Annotated in this window: 15 protein-coding genes; 11 read left to right on the top strand and 4 right to left on the bottom strand. The window is 70.3% G+C overall.

From position 1 onward, the window contains the following. Positions 1-101 precede the first annotated feature (101 nt). Positions 102-512 carry a DUF5319 domain-containing protein gene (locus tag ACWDTS_RS08610; protein ID WP_197250866.1) on the bottom strand — a complete coding sequence of 137 codons (411 nt, stop codon included), beginning with the start codon at positions 510-512 and terminating at the stop codon, positions 102-104. A 361-nt stretch (positions 513-873) separates the two neighbouring features. On the opposite strand from ACWDTS_RS08610, the gene guaB reads away from it, so the two are divergent. The 4 genes from guaB to guaA all read left to right on the top strand — a co-directional run bounded on the left by guaB (position 874) and on the right by guaA (position 7,201). Further along, positions 874-2,397, top strand: a complete 1,524-nt coding sequence (gene guaB, locus ACWDTS_RS08605) for an IMP dehydrogenase (RefSeq protein ID WP_197250865.1) — start codon at positions 874-876, stop codon at positions 2,395-2,397. Between the two features lie 81 nt (positions 2,398-2,478). Next, a complete protein-coding gene (locus ACWDTS_RS08600) occupies positions 2,479-3,621 on the top strand; it encodes a GuaB3 family IMP dehydrogenase-related protein (protein ID WP_197250864.1) in 1,143 nt (380 codons plus the stop codon). 233 nt (positions 3,622-3,854) lie between these two features. Next, positions 3,855-5,588 (top strand): FAD-dependent oxidoreductase, encoded by a 1,734-nt coding sequence (locus tag ACWDTS_RS08595; protein WP_450117958.1) that lies wholly within the window; start codon positions 3,855-3,857, stop codon positions 5,586-5,588. Between the two features lie 41 nt (positions 5,589-5,629). After that, entirely contained in the window at positions 5,630-7,201 is a 1,572-nt protein-coding gene (guaA, locus tag ACWDTS_RS08590) for a glutamine-hydrolyzing GMP synthase (RefSeq protein ID WP_197250863.1), read from the top strand. Between the two features lie 90 nt (positions 7,202-7,291). On the opposite strand, the gene ACWDTS_RS08585 is transcribed toward guaA, so the two are convergent. Together ACWDTS_RS08585 and ACWDTS_RS08580 are read right to left on the bottom strand one after the other, a co-directional pair. Continuing rightward, positions 7,292-7,552 (bottom strand): hypothetical protein, encoded by a 261-nt coding sequence (locus ACWDTS_RS08585; protein WP_450117957.1) that lies wholly within the window; start codon positions 7,550-7,552, stop codon positions 7,292-7,294. Continuing rightward, positions 7,545-8,921: a PspC domain-containing protein gene (locus ACWDTS_RS08580; RefSeq protein ID WP_450117956.1), complete on the bottom strand. Its 1,377-nt coding sequence runs from the start codon at positions 8,919-8,921 to the stop codon at positions 7,545-7,547. The genes ACWDTS_RS08585 and ACWDTS_RS08580 overlap by 8 nt, the downstream gene beginning before the upstream one ends. 95 nt (positions 8,922-9,016) lie before the next feature. On the opposite strand from ACWDTS_RS08580, the gene ACWDTS_RS08575 reads away from it, so the two are divergent. Together ACWDTS_RS08575 and ACWDTS_RS08570 are read left to right on the top strand one after the other, a co-directional pair. Then, positions 9,017-10,324, top strand: a complete 1,308-nt coding sequence (locus ACWDTS_RS08575) for an ATP-binding protein (protein WP_197250860.1) — start codon at positions 9,017-9,019, stop codon at positions 10,322-10,324. Next, positions 10,321-10,989, top strand: a complete 669-nt coding sequence (locus ACWDTS_RS08570; protein WP_197250859.1) for a response regulator — start codon at positions 10,321-10,323, stop codon at positions 10,987-10,989. The genes ACWDTS_RS08575 and ACWDTS_RS08570 overlap by 4 nt, the downstream gene beginning before the upstream one ends. A gap of 7 nt (positions 10,990-10,996) precedes the next feature. Here ACWDTS_RS08570 and ACWDTS_RS08565 read toward each other — a convergent pair whose 3' ends face one another. Next, the gene (locus ACWDTS_RS08565; RefSeq protein WP_248675425.1) at positions 10,997-12,187 is read right to left on the bottom strand and encodes a serine/threonine-protein kinase; all 1,191 of its coding nucleotides are present in this window, start codon (positions 12,185-12,187) and stop codon (positions 10,997-10,999) included. Positions 12,188-12,359: 172 nt separating this feature from the next. Between ACWDTS_RS08565 and ACWDTS_RS08560 the strand changes: the two genes are divergently transcribed. The 5 genes from ACWDTS_RS08560 (at position 12,360) to ACWDTS_RS08540 (ending at position 17,166) form a co-directional block, all read left to right on the top strand. Then, positions 12,360-13,106, top strand: coding sequence for a hypothetical protein (locus ACWDTS_RS08560; protein WP_450117955.1), 747 nt, complete (start codon positions 12,360-12,362; stop codon positions 13,104-13,106). After that, on the top strand, positions 13,103-14,671 hold the full coding sequence (locus ACWDTS_RS08555) for a DNA polymerase Y family protein (RefSeq protein WP_450117954.1): 1,569 nt from the start codon (positions 13,103-13,105) through the stop codon (positions 14,669-14,671). Before ACWDTS_RS08560 ends, ACWDTS_RS08555 begins: the two co-directional genes overlap by 4 nt. Positions 14,672-14,680: 9 nt before the next feature. Next, a complete protein-coding gene (locus ACWDTS_RS08550; RefSeq protein WP_450117953.1) occupies positions 14,681-15,445 on the top strand; it encodes an alpha/beta fold hydrolase in 765 nt (254 codons plus the stop codon). A gap of 2 nt (positions 15,446-15,447) precedes the next feature. Further along, positions 15,448-16,362 carry an exodeoxyribonuclease III gene (locus ACWDTS_RS08545; RefSeq protein WP_450109333.1) on the top strand — a complete coding sequence of 305 codons (915 nt, stop codon included), beginning with the start codon at positions 15,448-15,450 and terminating at the stop codon, positions 16,360-16,362. An 84-nt stretch (positions 16,363-16,446) separates the two neighbouring features. Further along, on the top strand, positions 16,447-17,166 hold the full coding sequence (locus tag ACWDTS_RS08540; RefSeq protein WP_450109334.1) for an alpha/beta fold hydrolase: 720 nt from the start codon (positions 16,447-16,449) through the stop codon (positions 17,164-17,166). Positions 17,167-17,285 lie beyond the last annotated feature (119 nt).

Raw genomic sequence — 17,285 nt, 5'->3', positions numbered from 1 at the left:
ACAACACTAAAGGCCCGAGCCGCACCCCCAGAAGTACACGCCGCCCCGCCCACACTCTCGGGTGTGCCGGCGCCGCGTTTCGTCGTGTTCGGGTGACGTGCTCAGGAATCGAAGCCGTACGGGTCCGCGGGAAGCGCCTCGTTCATCGACGCATCCGCATACCCGCGGCAGTAGTCCCACGTCACGTACGCCTCGGGCGAGGGATCGTATGCGGGCTCGTGCGGCCGGACCGTCCCGTCCACGAGGAGCTGCAGCAGGTTCGCGCGCAGCATGTCCCAGTCGTGGTAGTGGTCCTGGTGGCAGTCCTCACAGCAGACGACGAGACCGCGGACCCCACGCGGGGCCAGCAGTGCCTCGTAGACGGCGAGGTCCGCAAGGTCCTCTTCGACCGCCAACCGCTCCGAGGGGTCCAGCGGCTGACCCGGCTCGATCGCGTCCAACGCGGCCGACGGGTCGTCGGGATCTCCGGCGAAGGGGTCCGGTGGAAGACCCGGAGGTAACTGATCACGCACGACACCCACGGTACGCAGTGCGGTGGGGTCTGCGCCAGCCGTAGCGGTGGACACGCCGACGAACAGGGCCCTGTGGTCCTCGTGGACCGGGGCCGCCGGCCCCGGGCAAGGGTGCGGGCTGCGGCAGTGCGGATTGCGGCAAACGATACGATGGGGAGGTGAGCGTACCGGCTGCCTCGGACCGCCCGGGGAATATTCGTACCGCTCACGACATTGTTGGTCACGGCATTGCTGCTCACGACGCCGGCGCCTCGTCGCCGCTCCGTCGTCCGCGACAGCGTCGTTTCACGCTCAGAAACCTGTCGGGCCGGAAATCGTCCGGACCCGCACCGTATCGACTGGCATGGAGGGTCCGAACCGCATGAGTAGTACCGGAGGGCACGTGCACACCGGCGGCGACGACCCGAACAAGGTCGCGATGCTGGGCCTGACCTTCGACGACGTGCTGCTGCTCCCCGCGGCGTCCGATGTCGTCCCGAGCCAGGTGGACACGTCGAGCCAGTTGACGCGCGAGATCCGCCTGCGCATCCCGCTGGTCAGTTCCGCGATGGACACCGTCACAGAGTCGCGCATGGCGATCGCCATGGCCCGTGCCGGCGGCATGGGTGTGCTGCACCGCAACATGTCCGCAGAGGTCCAGGCCGCGCAGGTCGAGACCGTCAAGCGTTCCGAGGCCGGCATGGTCACCGATCCGGTCACCTGCAAGCCGACCGACACCCTCGCCGAGGTGGACGCCATGTGCGCCCGCTTCCGGATTTCGGGTCTGCCGGTCACCGACGACGACGGCCTGCTCGTCGGCATCATCACCAACCGCGACATGCGGTTCGAGGTCGACCAGAACCGGCCGGTCGCCGAGGTCATGACCAAGGCACCGCTCGTCACCGCACGCGAAGGTGTCAGTGCCGAGGCCGCGCTGGGGCTGCTGCGCCGTCACAAGATCGAGAAGCTCCCGATCGTCGACGGACAGGGCAAGCTCACCGGTCTCATCACCGTCAAGGACTTCGTCAAGACCGAGCAGCACCCGAACGCCACCAAGGACCGCGACGGCCGCCTGCTGGTCGGCGCGGCCGTCGGTGTCGGCGACGACTCGTGGACCCGCGCGATGCTGCTGACGGACGCCGGCGTCGACGTTCTCGTCGTCGACAGTGCCCACGGTCACTCGGCCGGCGTGCTGTCGATGATCTCCAAGCTCAAGGCGGAGGTCGGCGACCGCGTCCAGATCATCGGCGGTAACGTCGCGACCCGCGCCGGGGCGGCTGCCCTCATCGAGGCGGGCGTCGACGCGGTCAAGGTCGGTGTCGGACCCGGCTCGATCTGCACCACCCGTGTCATCGCCGGTGTCGGCGCACCCCAGATCACCGCGATCCTCGAGGCCACCGCCGCGGCAGCACCGCACGGCATCCCCGTGATTGCCGACGGTGGCCTGCAGTTCTCCGGCGACGTCGCGAAGGCCCTCGCGGCCGGTGCGTCGACGGCGATGCTCGGTTCGCTGCTCGCCGGCACGGCCGAGTCCCCCGGTGAGCTGATCCTCGTCAACGGCAAGCAGTTCAAGAGCTACCGCGGAATGGGTTCGCTGGGCGCGATGCAGTCGCGTGGCGAGGCCAAGTCGTATTCGAAGGACCGGTACTTCCAGGACGACGTCCTCTCCGAGGACAAGCTGGTCCCCGAGGGTATCGAGGGCCGGGTCCCGTTCCGTGGCCCGCTGCAGCAGGTCACCCACCAGCTCATCGGCGGCTTGCGGGCGGCGATGGGATACACCGGGGCGGCCACGATCGAGCAGCTGCAGTCGGCGCAGTTCGTGCAGATCACCGCTGCAGGGCTCAAGGAGAGCCACCCGCACGACATCACGATCACCGCGGAGGCACCGAACTACGCGGCCCGGTAGCCGCACGTTCGAATCACGCCGGTCGGTTCTCCCGTCTCGTCCGCGAGGGGAGAACCGGCCTCACACGAGAAAGGGGCGCGCGTGCGCGACCTCGTTGAAATCGGCATGGGCCGCACCGCCCGGCGCACCTACGAGCTGGACGACATCGACATCGTGCCGTCCCGCCGGACGCGGTCTTCCAAGGAGGTGTCGACGGCCTGGCAGATCGATGCCTACCGATTCGACATCCCGGTGCTCGCGCATCCCACCGACGCGCTGGTCTCGCCGAAGTTCGCCGTCGAGCTCGGCAAGGCCGGCGGTCTGGGCGTCATCAACGGTGAAGGTCTGTGGGGCCGGCACGAGGACGTCGAGTCGGAGATCACCAAGCTCGTCGAGCTCGCCGAGACGAACCCGGATCCCAGCGCCGCGGTGGCCTACCTGCAGAAGCTGCACGCGGCTCCGCTGCGCCCCGAGCTGCTCGCCGCGGCGGTCGGCGAGGTGCGGGACGCGGGCGTGACGACGGCGGTGCGGGTCAGCCCCCAGAATGCGCGTGCGCTGACCCCCGACCTGATCAAGGCGGGCATCGACCTGCTGGTCATCCAGGGCACGATCATCTCCGCCGAGCACGTCGCGCACGGCGAGGACGAGCCGCTCAACCTCAAGACGTTCATCTCCGAGCTGGACGTGCCGGTCGTGGCCGGCGGTGTGAGCGATCACCGCACGGCTCTGCACCTGATGCGTACCGGCGCGGCCGGTGTCATCGTCGGCTACGGCTCGACGGCCGGTGCCACGACGACCAGCAGCGCTCTCGGCATCGGGATCCCGATGGCCACCGCGATCGCGGACGCCGCCGCGGCCCGTCGCGACTACCTGGACGAAACCGGTGGCCGCTACGTGCACGTCATCGCGGACGGTGACATCGAGACCGCCGGTGACCTGGCGAAGGCCATCGCGTGCGGTGCCGACGCGGCCGTGCTCGGGGCGCCGCTGGCGGTGTCCGCCGAGGCGCCCGGTCGCGGCTGGTACTGGCCGTCCGTCGCGGCGCACCCGTCCATGCCGCGTGGGTCCGTGTTGCAGGTCGAGGTCGACGACGAGCGTCCCGGCCTGGACCGGGTGCTGGGCGGGCCGTCGGACGATCCGTACGGTTCGCTGAACCTCGTCGGCGGGCTGCGCCGGGCGATGGCGAAGTCCGGTTACTCGGACCTCAAGGAATTCCAGAAGGTGGGTCTGTCGGTTCGCGCCTGACAGGTTTCTCCGCTTCCGGTGGCCGGATGTCGGATCGGTTCGTGTGTCACGGGCCGACTCGACGTCCGGCCGTCGTCGTTCACGGGAACTGCTGTGGTCCACCGGGCAGCGCGGCCGCCGACCTGCGGTTTCCGCTACGCGCGGTAACAGTTAGGTAATCCTTGTGGCAGCTGTCACAGACCCGGGGTGCATACTGGCGAGTAACAACCAGTTTCTCGGGTGGAGGTACTCCGATGGGTAGGCAGCGCGCGACGGACTACGACGTCCTCATCGTCGGCTCGGGCTTCGGTGGCAGCGTCACGGCGCTGCGGCTCGTGGAGAAGGGCTACCGGGTCGGTGTTCTCGAAGCGGGCCGGCGGTACGCGGACGCGGACTTCGCCGAGACCAGCTGGGACTTGAAGCGTTTCCTGTGGGCCCCGAAGTTCGGGTGTTTCGGCATCCAGCGCGTGCACCTGCTGCGCGACTGCCTCATTCTCGCCGGCGCCGGCGTGGGCGGCGGATCGCTCAACTACGCGAACACCCTCTACAAGCCGCCCGCCTCGTTCTTCGAGGACAGGCAGTGGGCGCACATCACCGACTGGCACGACGAACTCTCGCCTCACTACGACCAGGCCCGCCGGATCCTCGGCGTCGTCACGAACCCGCACATGACACCCGCCGACGAGGTGATCAAGTCCGTCGCCGAGGACATGGGCGTCGGCGACACGTTCATCCAGACGCCGGTCGGCGTCTACTTCGGCGAACCCGGCCGCACCGTCGCCGACCCCTACTTCGGTGGCGTCGGACCCGACCGCACCGGCTGCATCGAATGCGGCGAGTGCATGACCGGCTGCCGGCACGGCGCGAAGAACACCCTCGTGAAGAACTACCTGGGCCTCGCCGAGAAGGCCGGCGCCGAGATCGTCCCGATGACCACGGTCACCGACCTGCGGGAAACCCCGGACGGCAGCTGGGAGGTCGTCACCGAACGCACCGGAGCGTGGCGACGCAAGAACCGGCGCACCTACACCGCCGGGCACGTGGTGCTCGCCGCCGGCACCTGGGGCACGCAACACCTGCTGCACCATCTCAAGGACACCGGCGCGCTGCCGAAACTGTCGGACCGGCTCGGCGAACTGACCCGCACCAATTCCGAGTCGATCGTCGGCGCCGGGAAGTTGAAGGTCGACCCGAACATGGACTTGACCCGCGGTGTCGCGATCACCTCGTCCTTCCACCCGACCGCCGACACCCACATCGAACCGGTCCGCTACGGCAAGGGCTCGAACGCGATGGGTCTGCTGCAGACCCTCATGACCGACGGTGGTGGCCGCACCCCGCGGTGGGTGAAGTTCCTCCTCCAGGTCGCGAAGAACCCGGTGCAGATGGCGCGGATGCTGTCGATCAAGGACTGGAGCGAGCGGACCATCATCGCGCTGGTCATGCAGAACCTCGACAACTCCATCACGACCTACACCAAGAAGGGCCTCTTCGGCCGCCGCAAGGTCACCAGCAAGCAGGGCCACGGCGAGCCGAATCCCACCTGGATTCCCGCGGGCAACGAGGCCACCCGACGCATCGCCGAGAAGATCGACGGCATCCCCGGCGGCACCTGGGGTGAGATCTTCAACATCCCGCTCACCGCGCACTTCCTGGGCGGCGCGGTCATCGGCAGCGACCGCGACCACGGCGTCATCGACCCCTACCACCGCGTCTACGGCTACCCGACGCTCAGCGTCGTCGACGGGGCGGCCGTCTCCGCGAACCTCGGCGTGAACCCGTCGCTGACGATCGCCGCGCAGGCCGAACGGTCCGCGGCGCTGTGGCCGAACAAGGGCGAGGACGACGTGCGTCCCGCGCAGGGCGAGCCCTACCGTCGGCTGAACCCGATCGCCCCGAAGAACCCGGTGGTGCCGGCGGGTGCTCCCGGCGCGCTGTCGCTGCCGATCGTCGAGATCCGCAGCGGTTCGGATGCCGGCGTGGCCTGACCGGCGTTCGTGTGACGTGGACCGCCGCTTAGACTGTTCGGGTGTCGCAAACCCAGCAGTCCAAGCCGGTCCTCGTCATCGACTTCGGAGCCCAGTACGCGCAGCTGATCGCTCGCCGCGTCCGGGAAGCGAAGGTGTACTCGGAGGTCGTGCCGCACACGGCGACCGTCGAGGAGATCGCGGCCAAGGAGCCGCTCGCGGTCGTGCTGTCCGGCGGCCCGTCCAGCGTGTACGAGGAGGGCGCTCCCCAGCTCGACCCGAAGCTGTTCGACCTGGGCGTGCCGGTCTTCGGTATCTGCTACGGCTTCCAGGCGATGGCCCAGGCCCTCGGCGGCACGGTCGCACACACCGGCAGCCGTGAGTACGGCCGCACCGAGATGTCGGTGAGCGGCGGCGTCCTGCACGAAGGTCTGCCCGCGACGCAGCCCGTGTGGATGAGCCACGGCGACGGCGTGACCGCCGCACCCGAGGGCTTCGAGGTCACCGCGTCCAGCGCGGGCGCACCGGTCGCGGCCTTCGAGGACCGGGCCCGCCGGCTCGCCGGCGTCCAGTACCACCCGGAGGTTCTGCACTCGCCGCACGGCCAGCAGGTGCTCAGCCGCTTCCTGCACGAGATCGCCGGCATCCCCGGCGCGTGGACGGCCGCGAACATCGCCGAGTCGCTCATCGCGCAGGTTCGCGAGCAGGTCGGCGACGGCAAGGCCATCTGCGGTCTGTCCGGCGGTGTCGATTCCGCTGTCGCCGCCGCTCTCGTGCAGCGCGCGATCGGTGACCGCCTCACCTGCGTGTTCGTCGATCACGGCCTGATGCGCGCCGGTGAGCGCGAGCAGGTCGAGAAGGACTTCGTCGCGGCGACCGGCGCCCGGCTGGTGACGGTCGACGCCTCCGAGACGTTCCTGCGCGAACTGGCCGGAGTGTCCGACCCGGAAACCAAGCGCAAGATCATCGGCCGCGAGTTCATCCGCAGCTTCGAGGGTGCGGTCTCCGAGGTGCTCGGTGAGAGCGCCGCCCACGGCGAGACCATCGACTTCCTCGTGCAGGGCACGTTGTACCCGGACGTCGTCGAATCCGGTGGCGGCGCCGGCACCGCGAACATCAAGAGCCACCACAACGTCGGCGGTCTGCCGGAGGACCTGCAGTTCGAGCTCGTCGAGCCGCTGCGCCTGCTGTTCAAGGACGAGGTCCGCGCGGTCGGCCGCGAACTGGGTCTGCCCGAGGAGATCGTCGGACGCCAGCCGTTCCCCGGCCCGGGCCTGGGCATCCGCATCATCGGTGAGGTCACCCAGGAACGCCTCGAAATCCTGCGTCACGCGGATTCCATTGCGCGCGAAGAGCTCACGGCCGCGGGTCTCGACGGTCAGATCTGGCAGTGCCCGGTCGTGCTCCTCGCCGACGTGCGCAGCGTCGGTGTGCAGGGCGACGGACGCACCTACGGTCATCCGATCGTGTTGCGCCCGGTCTCGAGCGAGGACGCAATGACCGCGGACTGGACCCGCCTGCCGTACGAGACGCTCGAGCGCATCTCCACCCGCATCACCAACGAGGTCGCCGAGGTCAACCGCGTCGTCCTCGACGTGACCAGCAAGCCGCCGGGAACGATCGAGTGGGAGTGATCCTCCCGTAGCAGCGACTGTGCCCCTCGGATCGAAGGATCTCTCCTTCGGAATCCGAGGGGCACAGTGCTTTTCGGAGGTGCGGTGGATTCAGTTCTTCCGGCGGGGCCGTTTGCCGGGGGCGAACAGGAGGGCCGCACCCACCGCCACAGCGACGGCCACGAACACCCAGCGGAACTCGACGTTCGCGATCGGGTCCAGGGAGAACGGGCCGATCAGCGCCCACCCGCTGACCGCCAGAGCGGCGATCGCGGCCAGGAGCAGCAGGATCGACGGGCCCCGCCGACGCGAGCAGGTCGCCTCGGTGTCGTCGGAGCCGGATCCGGTGTAGTCGGTGTCGAAGTCAGCCACGGTGCACCTCCGAGTTTCCGAAAGCGGTATCGATGTCGAGGGTCAGGACAGGTCCCTTGCGGCCGTCGGCGCCGGCGTCGAAGCCCTGCGTGGGGCACGGCGAGGACGCGCGTTCGGTGCACGTGATGTCGACGTCCAGGTTCGGCGGCAGGAGGATCCGGGAGTTGCCGAACCGGGTCTCCACCGCGACGATGCGGTCCTCGGTGAGCGTGAGATTGCGCAGATCGAGCTCGAGCTCGCCCATCTGGACCGCGTACTCCGGCTGCAGCTCGGCGGCCGTGCGGGGGGCGTACTGTTGCGGACCCCACCGCGAGGTGTCGATCGGGCCGACCAGCGACGCGAGCACCACGAATCCGATGAGCGGACCGGTCACCACCAGCAGGCCGTGGCCGCGGTGCAGGAACGCGCCGAGCAGCAGTCCCAGCCCGATGACGGCGAGAGCGATCGCCCCGATCCGGGCCGGCGTCAACCATTCCATGCCGGTAGCGGCGGCGACCGCTGCGGCCGCGGCGGCGGCCAGCACCGCCAGACCCAGGATCGTCGTCGTCAACCGCGACCGCGGCTGCTTCCGATCCGGCACGGGTGTCCGGATCGGTGCCGGTTCGGGAAGATCCCACGCGAACGGGGCGACGCCGAGCGGATCCCAGGACGGAGGCGTTGCCGTCGCGCCGAACGGATCCGGGGCGGGCCGTGCGGGATCGGCGGGCGGTGCCGACTCGTTCGCGCTGCCGGTCGTCTCGGACGTCGAGGCGTCCTTCTTGATCCAGAAGTTCGGGTCCGCCGGTGCCGGTCCGGGAGTGGGAGCCGCCCCTGCGGCGAACGGTTGCTGCGCGAACGGGGCCTGTGTGAACTGGGACGGGGCATACGGCGCCTGCGGGACCGAGAAGTCCGGGAACGGATTCTGCTGGAAGGCCACCGATCCCGGCGGGGGCGGCAGGACCGGAGGTTCCGGCTTGCGCAGGTAGAGCAACCACAGACCCCCGAGCATCAGCATCAAGCTGAGGAATCCGGAACCGCCCAGGCCGGCGCCCACCGGGCCGAGCGCACTCGCGGCCACCGCAAGTGCCACCAGCAGGACGATCACCTTGGTGTTCGAGTCGGCGCTGTGGCCCCGCCCGACGAGAGACTCGACGGGGGAGACGGGATCGCCGTAGCGATTGAGCAGGACCCAGCACGCCAGGTACAGGACGATGCCCGCGCCACCGAAGATGGTGGAGACCACGAACGCGACCCGGATCAGTACCGGATCGACGCCGTACCGAACTCCGATGCCGGCGCACACGCCGGCGACGTGGCCCTGATCGGGCAGACGCACCGGACGGGTGCGCCACATGTCCGAAAGCTGCTCGGGGAAGCTGCGCGAGTTCATGGACTCATCCTGTCGCCCGCGCGGCGCCCGCACATCAGGGGCGAACCCTGATCTTCGAGCCCCGCAGCAGCCTCCGGGATCAGGGTCGGTCCCCGATGCCGGGGTGCCGAGCGCGTGCCAGTATCGAATATGTGCAACCGGTAGCCAACCTTCCCGTGCCCGTCCCCCGACTCGAACGCCGCGTCGCCGGCCGCGTCGTGGGCGGCGTGGCCGGTGGTCTCGCCGACCATCTCGGCGTGGACGTGATGAAAGTCCGGGTCGCGTTCGCGGTGCTCGCAGCGCTCGGGGTCGGCATCGTCGCGTACGGCCTGCTGTGGGCGTTCGTGCCGCAGGGTTCCGACACCGAGCCGCCGTCGCCCACCGAGCGTCGCCGCGCGCTGGGTCTGGCGGTCATCGGGCTGGCCCTGGGCGCCGGGCTGTCGTGGCTGCTGAACGGGGGCGCGGCGTCGGTGATCGCGCCGATCGTCGTGGTCGCGGTGGGTGCCGCCCTGGTGTGGCGGGAGTTCGACGTCGACGGGCCGCGGTCGGTCCTCGGGCTGCCGGCCAAACCCACCGTCCTGACATGGGCGCGGGTTCTCGGCGGCCTGACCCTGATCGTCACCGGACTCGGCGTCGTGTTTCTCGCCCAGGTCGACGTCGCTGCATTGCGGTCGTCCCTGCTCGCGGTGGTGGTGACCCTCGTCGGCGCCGGGCTGCTGTCGGTGCCGCTGTGGGTTCGCATGTGGCGAGCGCTCGAGCAGGAACGCGCAGCCCGCGTCCGCAACGAGGAACGCGAGGAGATCGCCTCGCACCTGCACGATTCGGTGCTGCAGACCTTGGCGCTCATCCAGAAGCAGGCCGGTGACGCGCAGGAAGTGGTGCGGCTGGCCCGCAGCCAGGAACGGGAACTGCGGCGCTGGCTGTTCGGCGGTGGGGAGAGTCCCCGCACCAGCCTCGCCGAGGCACTGCGCACCATCGCCGGTGAGGTGGAGGATCAGCACGGGGTGTCCGTCACGCCGGTGATCGTCGGTGACGTCGCACCCGGCGACGACGACGACCTGACCGCCGAATCGTTCACCGCGGTGCTGGGGGCGACCCGCGAAGCACTCGTCAACGCCGCCAAGCACGCCGGAGTGGACAGCGTCGATCTGTTCGCCGAGGCCGAGCCGAACGAGGTGAGCGTGTTCGTCCGCGACCGCGGGACGGGCTTCGACCCGGATCTGGTCCCGGAGGACCGGCAGGGGCTGGCCAAGTCGATCCGGGCGCGGATCGAGCGGCGCGGCGGCCGGGTGGTGGTGAAGTCGGAGCTCGGCAAGGGCACCGAGATCCGGATCCACATGCCCCGCGGCGGTGCGGTGCCGGGGACGGGCTCGCCCCTAGAGTGGCAGGAGGCCGAACCCCAACCCGAGGAGCACACGCAGTGACGTCGAACGGCGCCCCAACTTCACAGTCCTTCCGTGTCTTTCTGGTCGACGACCACGCCGTGTTCCGTTCCGGGGTGCGTACCGAGCTGGGGCGCGAGGCGGACATGGAGATCGTGGGTGAGGCCGGCGGTGTCGCCGAGGCGGTCGCCGGAATCGATGCGACCCGCCCCGATGTCGTGCTGCTCGACGTGCACATGCCCGACGGGGGAGGCGTCGCGGTGCTCAGCCGCATCGCACCCGGGCCCGTGTGCCTGGCGTTGAGCGTGTCCGACGCGGCCGAGGACGTGATCGCGGTGATCCGGGCCGGCGCCCGCGGATACGTCACCAAGACGATCTCGGGCACCGAACTGGCGGATGCGGTGCGGCGGGTGGCCGGCGGCGACGCGGTGTTCAGCCCGCGCCTGGCGGGATTCGTGCTGGATTCGTTCACCGGACGGTCCAACGTCCCGGAGCCGCCGCTGGACCCTGAACTCGACTCGCTGACCCCGCGCGAGCTCGAGGTGCTGCGGCTGCTCGCGCGCGGTTACACCTATCGGGAGATCGCCGAGGAACTGGTGATCTCGGTCAAGACCGTCGAGACCCACGCGTCGAACGTGCTGCGCAAGACCCAGCAGTCGAACCGGAACGCGCTGACCCGCTGGGCGCACCATCGCCGGATCGACTGAAAGCTGTTCAGCCCACCGCCACGGCGATGATCACCGCGACCACGAGTGCGAACACGATCAGCGCTACCATCGCCGCCATCGCCAGCGGCGCGTATGCGACGAGCCGTTCCTTCGGGTCCTGCGGCACAGGCTCTTTCGGGAGCAGCCGGTCCCACAGTTCGGCGGGCCGGGGAATCCCACGCGAGGGCCCGCGCGAAGGTGACACCGGCGGAGGCGCCGGCCGGTCCACGAACGAGCTGCGGGACCGGGTTCCGGCGATCGGTGTGGACCGCTGGGCCCACACGGGAATCGAGCCGTCCTCGGCCAGGATCGGACGTCCGCGCAGCAGTGCGGGATTCGTGCCCGGACCGAGGACGACGGCGGCGAGCCGGTCGCGGGCCTGCGCCATCGTCGGACGGCGGGCGGGGTCGGGTTCGAGCATGGAGAGCAGGACGTCGGTGAGGGGGCCGGTCCGGGTCGGCGGGATGATCTCGGCGCGGGCGACGCGGTGCAGCAATGCGATCGAGTCGGCTTCGAAACCGAACGGGGGCTGGCCCTCGAGGATCGTGTAGAGGGTCGCGCCGAGGGAGAACACGTCGCTGGCTTCGGTGGGATCGTTGCCGCGCGCCACCTCGGGGGCGAAGTAGGCGGGGGTACCGGCGATCACACCGGACTGATCGGAGTCGCCGCTCGCCAGGGCGATGCCGAAGTCGCTGATCTTCACGATGCCGAGTTCGTGGCCGCGTTCGGCGACGAGGATGTTGCCGGGTTTGATGTCGCGGTGGATGATGCCCGCCGCGTGTGCGGCGGCCAGGGCGTCGGCCACGTCCGCCCCGATCTGCGCGACCTCGTACGGGGGCAGGGTCTCGACGGTGTTCAGCACCTGGGCGATGCTGCGGGAGGGCAGGTATTCCATGACCAGCCACGGTTCGCCGGCGTCGAGGGCCACGTCGTACATCCCGATGGCGTGCTCGTGCGCGAGCTGCGCGGCGATCCGCCCCTCGCGCAGTGTGCGGCGGCGTACCTCGTCGGCGGCCTCCGGCTGCAGGTCCACGGTGGAGACGACCTGTTTGACGGCGACATCGCGCCCGAGGCGCGTGTCGTGGGCGAGCCACACGGCGCCCATCCCGCCGCCGCCGAGCTTGGAATCGAGCCGGTAGCGACCGGCCACCAGGTGGTCCGGGCCGACAACCCTACCTACTCGTTCCTGTTTCGACACCTTCACGAGAGTAGTGGATGCGAGGGGTCTTTCTGCGCTTGACGGGCCGCCCCAAGATCATGTGTACTGGAAAGGTTCGAAAGTATGTTCGATAGTTGGTGACTGAACCACGTCTTCCCCGTGGTGTCGGTGGGCCGTGTTCCCGCGGCCGGCAGATGACGAAGGGGTGCATGTGGGTGAGCTCGCCGAGTTTCCGCTCGACGGTGTGGAAAGACCGTCCCGGCAGGAGCGGATCCAGTCGCTGCGCCGGCGGATGGCCGCGATACCCGCGCGCGGGGAGGTGGAACGGGCCGCCCCCGCCGACGTACCCGCCGACCGGTTGCTCCCGGTCCCGGAACCGCTCGCCGATGTGCTGCCCCAGGGTGGTCTGGTCCGTGGCTCCGTCGTATCCGTCTCCGGCGCCACGTCGTTGCTGATCGGTGTTCTCGCCTCGGTGACCGCTGCGGGAGGGTACGCCGCCGTGATCGGTCACCGCCGGCTGAGTCTGCTCGCCGCCGCGGAAATGGGAGCGCAGTTGCAGAGGGTGGCGGTGATTCCCGATCCCGGACCCGATCCGGTGGAGATCGCGGCCGTCCTGCTCGACGGCATGGACCTGGTGATCCTCGGTCTCGGCGGAATCGCGGTGCCGCCGTCGCGAACCCGGGCCGTGACCGCCCGCGCCCGCAGCAAGGGGGCGGTGCTGGTCGTCGTCGACGGCCGGTGGGAGGGGGCGCAGGTTCGGCTCGACGCGCAGGTCAGCGGCTACGAGGGACTCGGGGCGGGACGCGGCCGGTTGCGCGGCACCCGGCTGTCGGTGCGGGCCCAGGGCCGGGCCTTCCCGGCGCGGACCACCCGGATGGACGTGTGTGCCACCCGCACCCGGACCGAATGGAAGCACGCGGACCGCGTCGATTCGCCGCGCCGACCGGTCGCGCTGTGAGCGCCCGCGAACCGGCGCGGGTGCTGGCCCTGTGGTGCCCGGACTGGCCCGCCGTGGCTGCGGCCGCCGCGGCGGACCTGCCCGCGTCGGAACCGGTCGCGGTGGTCGCGGCGAACCGGGTGCTCGCGTGCTCGGCGACCGCCCGCGCCGCCGGGGTACGTCGCGGTCTGCGGCGTCGCGAGGCGCAGGCGCGATGCCCGGAACTGCATGTGCTGCAGGCTGATCCGAATCGTGATGCGCGGCTGTTCGAACCGGTGGTGGAGGCGGTCGACGCGACCGCCCCCGGTGTCGAGGTGCTCCGCCCCGGCCTGGTGGTGCTCGCCGCCCGCGGTGTCGTCCGCTGGTTCGGTTCGGAGGAGGCCGCCGCGGAACGATTGGTCGACGAGGTCGCCGCTCTCGGCGTCGAATGCCAGGTGGGGATCGCCGACGAACTGTCCACCGCGGTGCTCGCGGCGCGCCGCGGAACGCTGGTACCTCCGGGGAAGGGAGCGGAATTCCTTGCGCCGCTGCCGATTTCCGATCTGGCTGTCGAGCCGTCCCTGGCGGCGCTGGAACGTGAGGAACTGGTCGATCTGTTGCGTCGCCTCGGATTGCGCACGATCGGGGCCTTCGCCGCGCTGTCGGCCGGGGACGTCGCCTCGCGTTTCGGGACCGACGCGGTCAGGGCGCACCGCACCGCATGCGGACACCCGGAGCGGCCCCCGTCCGGTCGGACGCCGCCCCCGGACCTGACCGTCGAGCAGCGCTGCGACCCGCCGCTCGAACGGGTGGACGCGGCCGCGTTCGCCGGCCGTGCCCTCGCCGAACTGCTGCACGTGCGGCTCGCGGCGGCAGGGGTCGCGTGCACCCGGTTGCTGGTGGCGGCACGTACCGAGGGCGGCGAGGAACTGGCCCGTACCTGGCGCTGCGCCGAACCGCTGACCCCCGACGGCACCGTCGACCGGGTGCGCTGGCAACTCGACGGCTGGCTCACCGGACGCAGCCGAGACCGGCCGACTGCCGGCATCGAGGTGCTGCGGCTCGAACCGGTGGAGGTGGTGTCGGCCGGTGCCCTGCAACCGGGACTGTGGGGCGGGGTCGGCGACGAGGACGAACGGGCCCGCCGCGCGCTGGTGCGGGTGCAGGGCCTGCTCGGCGGTGAGGCCGTCCTCGTGGGGGTGCTCAGCGGCGGCCGGGGCCCGGCCGAACGCATCACCCTGGTGCCGGTCGGGGACGAGCGGGTCCCCGCGTCGGACCCGGAGGCGCCGTGGCCGGGTCGGCTCCCGCCACCCGCTCCGGCCATGGTGCTGACCGTTCCGCCGTCGATTGCGCTGCTCGACGACGCGGGCGCGGAGGTCGCGGTGACCGAGCGCGGGTTGTTGAGCGCGGCACCGGCACATCTGCGGTGGGGAAGCCGCGGATGGCAGGTGGTGGGCTGGGCCGGACCCTGGCCGGTCGACGAGTACTGGTGGGATCCGGCCGAGGCCCGGGCGGTGGCGCGGCTGCAGGTGCTGCTCGACGGGTCGCGGGCGCTGCTGGTGATCCACACCTCGGACGGCTGGAAAGTGGAGGGGGTCTACGACTGAGTAGGCTCGATGTCCGTGGAAACCGTGTTGACAGCCCAGCCGAACGGTGTGGCGATCGCCTACCGCGACTCGGCGCCGAGCGCCCGCGCCCACCCCGTTCCGGTGGTGCTGGTGCACGGCATGGGCGGTGACAGCCGCACCTGGGACCGTTTCGCCCGCACTCTCGTCACCGCCGGACGCCGGGTCGTCGCGATCGACCTGCGCGGGCACGGACGCAGCGCCCGGGCCCGGTCGTACCTGTTCGGCGAGTTCGCCGCCGACATCACCGGTTTGTGCGACCACCTGAACCTCGACACCGTCGACCTGGTCGGTCATTCGCTCGGCGGCCGCACCGGGTCGCTGATCGCCCAGGATCGCCCGGACCTGGTGCGCCGTCTCGTACTCGAGGAATCACCGCTGCCGCTGCGCGCCGGCGATCCCGTCCCGGAGATCCCGTCCCGCCGTCCGACGGTCGCGGAACTGTGGCACGCCACGAGCAGTCTGGTGCGCAACCCGCGCGCGACCGTCGCGTTCGACCGGAGCATGACCGCCTCGGCCATCGAACAGTTCCGCACCCCGGATCCGCGGTGGTGGCAGAGGCTGCCGGACCTCGCCGCGCCGACCCTGTTCCTGCGGGGCGCGCGGCCCGGCAGCATGGTCGATCCGCACCTGCTCGCCGAGGCTGCCGCGGCACTGCCGAATTGCACCCTCCGCGACATCGCGTGCGGGCACAGCATCCACCGGGACCGTTTCCGCGAATTCGAAGCGGCCGTGCTGCCGTTTCTCATGGACTGACCGTGCGGATCGCGACCTTCAACATCAACGGCATCCGCGCGGCGCAGCGGCGCGGATTCGAGGACTGGCTGCGCGAACGCGACCCCGACGTGGTCGCGTTGCAGGAGGTCCGTGCCCCGGCCGCCGCGATTCCGCCCGGCGTCTTCGGCAAGTACCACTTCGCCTACGACGAGGGCACTCTCGCCGGCCGCAACGGCGTCGGCATCCTGACCGCGCAGCCACCGGCCGCGGTGCGTACCTGGAGCGGGACCGCGTTGCTGCGTGCGCCCGGCGAGGAACACCTCGATCGGGTCGATCTCGAACGGGTGCCGTTGGCGCGTGGGCTGGGGGAGTTCGCCGGCCAGGGCCGGTACATCGAGGTCGATCTGGCCGACGCCCCGCTCACCGTCGCGTCGCTGTATCTGCCGAAGGGTGGTCTCCCGGCGCACCTGCAGAAGCCGGGGCGGATGCGGGAGGCGCCGGACGGCGGCGCCCGATACGAGCGCAAGATGCGGTTCCTCGCCGCATTCGCGAGGCAGCTGACGCGGTCGCGCCGCGCGGCGAAGGCGCAGGGCCGGGAACTGTTGCTGATGGGCGATCTCAACATCGCGCACACCCGGCACGACGTGCGGAACTGGCGGCGCAGCAATCAGGCCGAGGGGTTCCTTCCGGAGGAACGCGCGTGGCTCGATTCGCTGCTCTCGCCCCGCACCCTCGTCGACGTCGTCCGCAGCCGGTATCCGGGCGTCGACGGCCCGTATTCGTGGTGGTCGTGGATGGGGGAGTCGTTCACCGACGACGTCGGGTGGCGGATCGACTACCACCTCGCGACTCCGGGTCTGGCGCGCACCGCGACCGTGGCGGGTACGGACCGGGAACCGTCGGCGGATCGCCGGATGAGCGATCACGCGCCGGTCGTCGTCGATTACGACATTTGACGCGAACCACCCATTTCCCGTCTGCCGAAGAACGTGGTATTCATCTTTTGGAACGGGATTCTGCCAGGGGGAAGCGGGTACGTGGTGGCGACATTTGTTCTGGTACACGGCGGTGGGCACGGCGGGTGGTGCTGGGGGCGCTTGGCGCCGCTGCTGCGCGCCGCGGGCCACGACGTCCACACCCCGACGCTGACTGGTCTCGGTGACCGTGCCCATCTGGTGCGTCCGGGTATCGATCTCGATCACCACATCTCCGATATCCTCGCGGTTCTCGAATTCGAGGGTTTGAGCGACGTCATCCTCGTCGGTCACAGCTACGGCGGCATGGTGATCACCGGAGTCGCGGACCGGGCGCCGGGACGGATCCGTCATCTCGTCTATCTCGACGCCGCGAGCCCCGCCGACGGGCAGTCCCTCACCGACATCGCCCCGGCCCTCATGGAATTCGCGCGCAGCACCATCCGTGAGGTCGACGGTGCCGAACTCGTGTTGTGGCCGGTACCCGAGATGGGGCGGCTGTACGGGGTCACCGACCCCGACGATCTCGAGTGGATGCAGAATCGGCTCACGCCGCATCCGCTCGAGACCTTCGTCCAACCGCTGCTGTTGATCAACGAGGCCGCGATGCGGAAGATCCCACGAACCGACGTCGTGTGCATCTCCGAGTTGAGCGCCATCGAGGGCGCGAAAGAGGGTAGATCCGATGGTGCGCAACGGGTCTGGGAGATCGAAACCGGGCACGACCTGATGATCACCGAGCCGAAGGCCGTCGCCGAGATGCTGCTGAAGGTCGCTGAACTCTGAGCGAGTCGCCCGCCGCCCGCAGCCGCCGATGAGGCGGACAGCCGCGCGCTGCCGGTCGTCGGCGGCTGTCATCCGAGCGCGCGGATTTCGGCGAGCTGGGTGGTCGGTAGCATCGTGCG

Source organism: Rhodococcus sp. NPDC003383, assembly GCF_053589115.1.
The sequence above is the reverse complement of the archived record's forward strand: the minus strand, read 5'-3'. Positions and strand labels throughout refer to the sequence as shown.